Source organism: Nocardiopsis lucentensis DSM 44048 (assembly GCF_000341125.1).
GTDB classification, from domain to species: domain Bacteria; phylum Actinomycetota; class Actinomycetes; order Streptosporangiales; family Streptosporangiaceae; genus Nocardiopsis; species Nocardiopsis lucentensis.
This window is the reverse complement of sequence record NZ_ANBC01000351.1, coordinates 1-6,471: the sequence shown is the minus strand read 5'-3', so window position 1 is coordinate 6,471 and position 6,471 is coordinate 1. Positions and strand designations below refer to the sequence as shown.

Genomic DNA, 6,471 nt, shown 5'->3' with positions numbered 1-6,471 from the left:
GGGCCCCGCCGCACCGCCCGTCCGTCCGTCGACCACGGTTACGCCCTCCGGCGGGTCGGTCCGGTGCCGGTTCGGAAGCGGGCGCCCTGTGTAGGCGGCCCCGTGGGTCAGGCGGCGTCGCTGCGGCCGTCCCGCCGCCCCGTCCGTGTGAAGACCTCGTGCAGCGCGCGGTCGGTGTCGGCCACGCCCGCCCGCAGGGCCGCCAGCCACGCCGCCCCGCCCGCCGTGCACCCGGCCATGACGATCTCCGTCCCCGACGATCCCAGCTCCAGCTTGCGGGTGAGCGCGGCGCGCACCGGTGCGGAGTGGGTGAGCACACCGCCGGACAGCACCACCGGCGTGCGTTCCCCGGGCGTGCGCACCTGGTGCACCGTGTGCGCGAGGTGGCCCGCGGCGGCCTCCACGATCACCTCCGCCGCCGGATCACCCGCCGTGTGCGCCTCGCTGACCAGTGGCGCGAGCGTGGCCAGCGCGACCGGAGGCCCCTCGGTCAGAGTCCGGGCGAAGTTGCGGGCGTGCTCCTCGGGCCAGTGGTCCTCACCATCGGCCGGGCGCTGACCGGGGATGACGCGCTTGGCCACCGTGCGCGCCAACGGACTGAGCTCCCCACCCCGGGACAACTGCCGGGCGGTCTCCTTGGCGGCCTGGTGGCCGATCCAGAACGCCGAGCCGTCGTCGCCGATCAGCCATCCCATGCCGTCGGCGGACCGGGCGCGCCTTCGCTCCTCGATCCTCGTCGCGATCGCCCCGGTCCCGGCGATGAGCACCGTTCCGTCGGGCAGCGGCGTGCCCGAGGCGAAGGCGATCTCGTCGTCACCGGTGAACCTCGCCGTCTCACGGGGCAGGCCCGCCTCGACCAGGGCTCCCTCCATCCGCGCGCGCACGTCCACGTCCCGCAGCGCCGACACGCCGGCCAGACCGACCACGACCGCCGCGACCTCCTGGCGTGCCCAGCGTTCGGCGCGGTCCAGCGCACCCTCGACCGCCTCGGTCAGCTGGGCGGCCGCCCGGATGACGCCGTGGGTGTTGGGGTTGGCGCCGCCCGCCCACGACTCGCCCAGCCGTTCACCGGTCAGGGTGGTCACCAGGGCACGGGTGGTGGTGCCGCCCGCGTCCACCCCCACCACGACGCGCGTCGCGCCGCGCGTGGACCGGGGGCCTTGTCGTTTCGGTGTCGAAGGAGGAGTCACACCGTAGAGGTGCCCCTCCGTGACGTCGGCTACTCCTCCGTGACAGTCCGGTGACCGAACCACGGTGGACGCTGTGACGTGTCGCGCACCGCACAGGAAAACGTGTGGCCACGTTCGAGGCCCTCCTGATAGGCAGACTGTCATGAAGAAGACTTCCGGACACAGCTCCGAACCCGCCGCCGAGTGGACGGTACGCCCCTCCGACCACGACGAGTATCCCGAGGCCGCCCGAGTGGTGGGGGAGGCGCTGCTGGCTCCGAGCACGGTGGAGGAGAACCTCCCCCACCTGCGACCGCTCATGGACGAGAGCGGCTACGACCGTGTGCTGGTGGCCCTGGACGGTGACGAGGTCGTCGGATCGGTCAACTCCTTCGGGTTCGAGATGACCATGCCCGGCGGACCGCGGCCGGTCGCGGGCGTGACCGGGGTGGGGGTGTGGCCCACCCACCGCAGGAGGGGAGTGCTCAGTGCCCTCATGCGTCACCAGCTCCGCGATCTGCGGGAACGGGGAGAGAGCCTGGCGGCGCTGTGGGCCTCCGAGGGGGCCATCTACGGTCGGTTCGGTTACGGCGCGGCCTCGATGGAGGCGGAGCTGACCATCGCCCGGCCGCACACCGCGCTCGTGCCCGACGCCCCGCGGGATCCGGCCCTGACCGTTCACCTGCTCGGCGCCGACGCGGCCAGGGAACAGGTCGTCGAGGTGTTCCAGAGGGTGTGTCCCACCCAGGTCGGCCGGTTCCGGCGCAGCGATGTGTGGTGGGATCGGGTGCTGCGGGACACCCCGGACGCGCGCGGCGGCCACGGCCCCCTGAAGGTCGCGCTCGTCACCGACGCCGACGGTCCGCAGGGGTACGCCCTGTACCGGACCCGTCCGGAGATCGGCCCCGCGGGTTGGAACAGCGAACTGCGCGTCCAGGAGATGGTCGCCGCCACCCCCGCCGCGCGCGTGGCCCTGTACGACCACGTGTGCAACCGGGACCTGATCGCCACGGTCGTGGTGGACAACACCGCCGTGGACGACCCGTTGTGGACGTTGCTGGCCGACCGCCAGCGGATCAGCGCCGTCCCGCGCACCGTTCTGTGGATGCGCCTGGTGGACGTGCCCGCGGCCCTGGCCGAGCGCTCCTACGCGGCGCCGGTCGACACGGTCGTCGAGATCTCCGACCGCTACGCGCCCTGGAACGCCGGTCGGTGGCGGATCAAGGCCGACGGGGACGACGCCGGGGTGGAGGCCACCGACGCCGCCGCCGACCTGTCCATGGACGTGTCCCATCTGGGCGCCGCGTTCCTGGGACGGCACACGCTGACCGCGCAGGCGGCGGCCGGGGTGGTCGCCGAGCACACCCCGGGAGCGGCGGATCGGTTGGACGCGGCGCTGCGTCTGCCCCACGCGCCCCTGTGCGGAGTGGTCTTCTAGGGTTTCGGGACCTTTTCCGCGGCCGCGCGGCACGCGGTCGCAGCGTTCCGGGTGCCGCGCGGCCGCGGTGTCGGTGTGAAGGAGCGCGTCGGGCGGGTCGTCTCCGCGCTTGGGCCGAGGCCGACCCGCCCGACGCGGACCGCTCCGGTCTAGCGCAGCGCCTTGACCAGCCGGTCGACGTCGTCCTCGTCGTTGTACAGGTGGAACGAGGCCCGCAGCCGCCCGGCGCGGGTGGAGGTGACGATCCCGGTCTCCGCCACCCGCCGGGCGGACTCCTCGGAGACCTCCAGCGACACGATCGCCGATCCGGCCGGTTCGAGGCCCATGGCGGTTCGGAGCCTGTCCCCCAGGGCGGTGTCGTGGCGGTGGATCGTCTCCACGCCGACCTCCTCGATGAGTTCCAGGGCCGGGGCCAGCCCGATCCAGGCCGACCACACCGGTGCGAGGTCCAGGCGGCGCGTTCCGTCGGCCAGCCGCAGCGGACCGCCGTACAGGGAGTCCCAGGGGACCTCGCCCGCGAACCAGTTCGGCGCGAGCGGCCGGAGCGTGGCCAGCGCCTCGTCCGTACCGGTCAGCAATGCCGCCCCGCGTGGCCCGAGAGCCCACTTGTAGGTGCTGCACACGGTGAAGTCGACGCGGTCCGCGGGCACGGGGAGCCAGCTGAACGACTGGGTCGTGTCGAGCATCAGTCGGGCGCCGTGGTCGGCGCACGCCGAGAGCAGCTCCTCCAGCGGGGNGGCCACGGCCACCAGGGCCGTGGCCGGGCCGACCTCGTCGGGCAACCGGTCGAGGGGGACCTCGCGGACGCGGATCCCCTCGTCCCGTCGGGCCAGGAAGGGGAAGATCACCGACGCGAACTCGTTCCGCGCGACCAGGACCTCCGAACCCGGGGGCAGGCTCGCCGCGATCGTCCCGGCGAACTGGGAGACGTGGGTACCCACGGCGACCCGATCGACGGGGACACCGGTGAGGCGAGCGTAGGCGGCGCGGGCGGCGTCCACGTCGGCGTCGGCGCGGGCGGGCTGGAAACGGCCGGCGGCCACCTCGTGGGTGTGCCGTTCGAGGGCTCGCAGCGCCCGGTGGGGCGGGAGACCGTGGGTGGCGGTGTTGAGGTAGGTGACCTCGGGGGAGAACTGCTGTCGTGCGGCGTTGAGTCGGGATCGGCTGCTGTGGTCCATGCCCCGATGCTCACAGCGGTGAACGGGCCGCTCAAGGGCCAATCCGGGCGGAAGTGGCGCTTGGTCCGTGACGGGGATCAGCTGCGGAACTTGGCCTGCGCGGTGGTCGATCCGGCCATGAGCTTGTTGAGCAGGCGGACCAGTTCGTGGCGTTCCTCGGGTTCGAGGGCCTCGGCCCAGGCGCTCTCGCGTCGGTTGTGGGCGCGGAAACCGCCCAGGATCGCGCCGTAGCCCGCCTCGGTCAGGCTGAGCTGGAGGGCGCGGCGGTCGTGCTCGGCGCGTTCGCGCACGATGAGCCCGTCACGTTCGAGGGTGTTGAGCAGGGCGGACAGGGCCGCGCGGCTCATGCCGGAGATCTCGGCGGTGGTCTTGGCCTCCATCGGTCCGGCCAGCCACAGCGCGAAGATCACTCGGAATCCCGGCCAGGTGAGCCCCCTGGGCCGGTGGACGGACGACTCCAGGTCGTAGATGACCATGCTCGTCGCCCGGTTGAGGGTCAAGACCATGCGCATGGCCTCCGCGTCGACGGAGGGCAGTTCTCGTTCCGCCTTCTGCACCGCGTAGTCGACGAATGACCAGAACGTGAGATCAGTTGGGGGAGCGGTGTTATGGGTCACCTCACCAGCCTAATGCCTGGGGCTGACGCGGGACGGGCGGACTCCGCGTGCGCTGGCCGAACAGGGATGGGGGAGCGGAGGCGGGTTTCACGGCAGGGGCTCGCGGGGGTGGGGAGGCTATCCTCGGAGAGTGATCTGTATCACTCACTGATTGGCCGCAGGTCTCTTGGTCGTGTGGTGCGGGGCACGTTATGGTCTAAATCATCAAAGGTTTGATTAATTGGGCGGCCGACCGCCGCCCATGAGCGAGTGAGGGGTCCCACGACCATGGCCAAGCCGTTCGCCTCGTCCGCCGACACCGAGGCCAAGGAGCAGACACTGGAGGTCCTGGCCGACGGCGTCTACGCGCTCACCGCCGAGGGCGACCCCAATGTGGGCGCGATCGAGGGTGAGGACTTCGTCGTCGCCTTCGAGGCCCTGGCCACCCCCGCCGCCGCGCGGGACTGGCTCGCCCTCCTGCGCGAGCACACCGACAAGCCCGTCCGCTACCTCGTGCTCTCGCACTACCACGCCGTCCGCGTCCTGGGGGCCAGCGCCTTCGACGCCGACATCATCCTCACCCACGAGAAGACCCACGAACTCATCCGCGAGCGCGGCAAGGAGGACTGGGCCAGCGAGTTCGGCCGCATGCCCCGCCTGGCCAAGGACCCCGACTCCGTCCCCGGCCTGACCTGGCCCACCCAGACCTTCGCCGACCGCACCACCATCGACCTGGGCGGCGATCGCGGCGAACTGGTCCTGGAGTACTTCGGCCGAGGCCACACCGAGGGCGACATCGTCGCCTGGCTGCCCCAACACAAGATCCTCTTCGCCGGTGACCTGGTCGAGGCCGAAGCCGCCCTCTACACCGGAGACGCCTTCCACCACGACTGGGCCGGGCCCACCCTCGACCGCGTCGCCGCCCTGGAGGCCGAGACGCTCATCGGCGGCCGCGGCGCCGTCACGCACGGCCGTGCGAACGTCGACGCCGCCATCGAGCAGACCCGCGGCTTCCTCACCACGATGATCCGCGAGGTCGGCGCCGTCCACGAACGCGGCGGCACCCTCAAGGAGGCGTTCGAGGCGGCCCACGCCGCCCTGGAGGGCGCCTACGGGCACTGGCCGATCTTCGAGCACTGCCTGCCCTTCGACGTCTCGCGCCTGTGGGACGAGTTCTCCGGCATCGAGCGTCCGGTCATCTGGACGGCCGAACGCGACCGCGAGGTCTGGGACCAGCTCCAGGGCTGACCACCTGGCCGAGTCTTCCTCCCACCCGTCGCCCGCCATCGCCCATGGGGCGCTTCACGCGGGGGTGGGACGCCACCCTCAACGGACGGTACCCACCCGTCACCCGCCCCCTCGACCACCGCGCCCCGCACGGGCGCCCCACGCCGAACGGAGCCCACGATGCGCCCTCCAGCTCCACGACCCCCCGCCGACACCGTCGCCGACCCCGTCCTGGTGCTCGGCGCGGGGCCGGTCGGCCAGACAGCGGCCCTGCTCCTGGCCCGGCGCGGGGTGCCCGTACGGATCGTCGACACCAGGCCCGAACGCGACGCCGTCGGCTCCAAGGCGATCTGCCAACAGCGCGACGTCCTGGACGTGTGGGACTGGCTCGGCGCCGGAACCATCGCCGAGGAGGGCCTGACCTGGGACACCGCCCGCACCTTCTACCGGGACCGCGAACTGTTCAGCGTCCGGCTCCCCGACCCGGGCGCCTCACCCCTGCCCCCCTTCGTCAACATCTCCCAGTCCCGCACCGAACAGGTCCTCGACCACCTCCTGGACGAGGCGGGTGTGCGGACCCTGTGGGACCACCGCGTCACCGGGATCACCCAGGACGACGACGGCGTCGACGTCGAGTGCGCCACCCCCGACGGTCCGGTCCGCCTGCGCGGCTCCCACGCCCTGGCCTGCCTCGGAGCGCACGGCGGTGTCGTGCGTGAGGCGCTCGGCCTGGGGTTCGAGGGCACCTCGTTCGACGACCGCTTCCTCATCTGCGACATCCGCGCCGACCTGCCCGGCTGGGAGCGCGAACGCCGCTTCTACTTCGACCCCGAGTGGAACCCCGGCCGCCAGGTGCTCATCCA

At 72.4% G+C, this 6,471-nt stretch carries 6 protein-coding genes; 3 read left to right on the top strand and 3 right to left on the bottom strand.

All coding sequences use genetic code 11. From position 1 onward, the window contains the following. Positions 1-107 precede the first annotated feature (107 nt). Positions 108-1,118 (bottom strand): N-acetylglucosamine kinase, encoded by a 1,011-nt coding sequence (locus D471_RS0112295; RefSeq protein WP_026127656.1) that lies wholly within the window; start codon positions 1,116-1,118, stop codon positions 108-110. Positions 1,119-1,332: 214 nt separating this feature from the next. Here D471_RS0112295 and D471_RS0112290 point away from each other — a divergent pair, with 214 nt between their 5' ends. Further along, positions 1,333-2,607: a GNAT family N-acetyltransferase gene (locus D471_RS0112290; RefSeq protein ID WP_017598890.1), complete on the top strand. Its 1,275-nt coding sequence runs from the start codon at positions 1,333-1,335 to the stop codon at positions 2,605-2,607. 149 nt (positions 2,608-2,756) lie between these two features. Here D471_RS0112290 and D471_RS0112285 read toward each other — a convergent pair whose 3' ends face one another. After that, entirely contained in the window at positions 2,757-3,785 is a 1,029-nt protein-coding gene (locus tag D471_RS0112285; protein WP_017598889.1) for an aminotransferase class V-fold PLP-dependent enzyme, read from the bottom strand. 77 nt (positions 3,786-3,862) lie between these two features. Then, positions 3,863-4,402: a MarR family winged helix-turn-helix transcriptional regulator gene (locus tag D471_RS0112280; protein ID WP_026127655.1), complete on the bottom strand. Its 540-nt coding sequence runs from the start codon at positions 4,400-4,402 to the stop codon at positions 3,863-3,865. Between the two features lie 267 nt (positions 4,403-4,669). Between D471_RS0112280 and D471_RS0112275 the strand changes: the two genes are divergently transcribed. Further along, a complete protein-coding gene (locus D471_RS0112275; protein WP_017598887.1) occupies positions 4,670-5,629 on the top strand; it encodes an MBL fold metallo-hydrolase in 960 nt (319 codons plus the stop codon). Between the two features lie 159 nt (positions 5,630-5,788). Further along, a partial coding sequence (locus D471_RS0112270) for an FAD-dependent monooxygenase (RefSeq protein WP_017598886.1) occupies positions 5,789-6,471 on the top strand: 683 nt, incomplete at its 3' end.